This window comes from Rhodanobacter lindaniclasticus (assembly GCF_004799035.1).
GTDB lineage: Bacteria > Pseudomonadota > Gammaproteobacteria > Xanthomonadales > Rhodanobacteraceae > Rhodanobacter > Rhodanobacter lindaniclasticus.
This window is the reverse complement of the sequence record NZ_MWIO01000103.1, coordinates 1-1,138: the sequence shown is the minus strand read 5'-3', so window position 1 is coordinate 1,138 and position 1,138 is coordinate 1. Positions and strand designations below refer to the sequence as shown.

Sequence of the window (1,138 nt, the reverse complement as noted above, 5' to 3'; positions counted from 1 at the left end):
GACGGGAAGTCTCCTAAGGAGTTGTTAGACCTCGCCGAGCTCAGTCTTGCCGGGACCTAACCATACGATAGTTGGGATAGAGCCAGTGACCAAATGTTGCGACCGAAGACGCTGAAAGACTGCCGCAGGATGCCAGCCCGGACCTGCTGCAACAAATGGGATGGCCAATGATTGCAACCGGGTGAGAATGACTGCCAGCTCATCTTGCCCCGAGTAAGGCAGCCGCGCCTCCGCCTGCTCTTGAGCTATGGCCAACTCAGGAAACTCGCTAACGAGATCCGACGGCGGATTGGCAACTGAAACGTGTTGCGGAAATATGGCGTCTACGAAAGGCTGCATGCGAGGTCTAACGCTGGAGTTGAGCGGCGGCGGCGCCGTCCGCCTCGAATGAGATGTTAGGGCTTCGCGGAAGTGGCAGCGGAGCCATCTACGTTGGAGACCATGTCAGTGATACCACCCGTGCCCGGAATGATCAAAACACGGTAAGTGAACTGCTGGTCTTTGCAGGCTTCGATTGTCCAGTGCTCCACGATGGATTTTGGTTCTTGCGTTATGACCTCGGCGGCGACGACCTTGATGAATTTGCAGCCCGCGTGTTGCATGTCGTGCCAACCTTGGACGTCGCGTGAAATGTCCGCGACGTTTCGGCCCGAAACGGTGGTGTGCAGCAGGGTCGAATTAAGGGCGCTACCGGAGGAAGGTCTTGCGTGCAGTGATCCAACTGTGGCGACGGAGGACGACTTTTGGGCCTGCTGAGTACACCCAAGAAGCACGAGTGTCGAAAGAACTATCAAACGTTTCATAGGCGGCCCTAACGCTGGAGTTAAGCGGCGGCGTAGCCGTCCGCCTTGAACGAGTAGTTAGACGGTTGCGAAGCGAACCACCTGTGCGAGTGCGTTTTGCTAGCGATGTTTTCCAGATTCGAAGGAGCCGGGTAGTACCGGCGACCAGTGCTGCCCTTTGCTCTTACCCTTTTTAGCAGGACGTTTGGATGCACGTTTGGCCATAATTTCATTGGCGAGCTCGCGACCCCACTCCTTCACGAGAGCGTCGTACTTTTTTTGGACGCCCATGGAAGCCCCTTAGAATTCGCCCTGGTACAGAACTTCTGGATTTGAGTCTAACGCTGGAATTGAGC

General features: G+C 55.9%; 1 protein-coding gene. It reads right to left on the bottom strand.

Annotated elements, in window-relative coordinates; translation table 11 throughout:
- Positions 1-395 precede the first annotated feature (395 nt).
- Complete coding sequence (locus B1991_RS18835) at positions 396-602, bottom strand: hypothetical protein (RefSeq protein WP_168709708.1); 207 nt, start codon at positions 600-602, stop codon at positions 396-398.
- Positions 603-1,138: the final 536 nt, after the last annotated feature.

Coding starts and splice junctions, on each gene's coding strand:
- B1991_RS18835 (WP_168709708.1), bottom strand. CDS start 602: ATGCAACACGCGGGCTGCAAATTCATCAAGGTCGTCGCCGCCGAGGTC.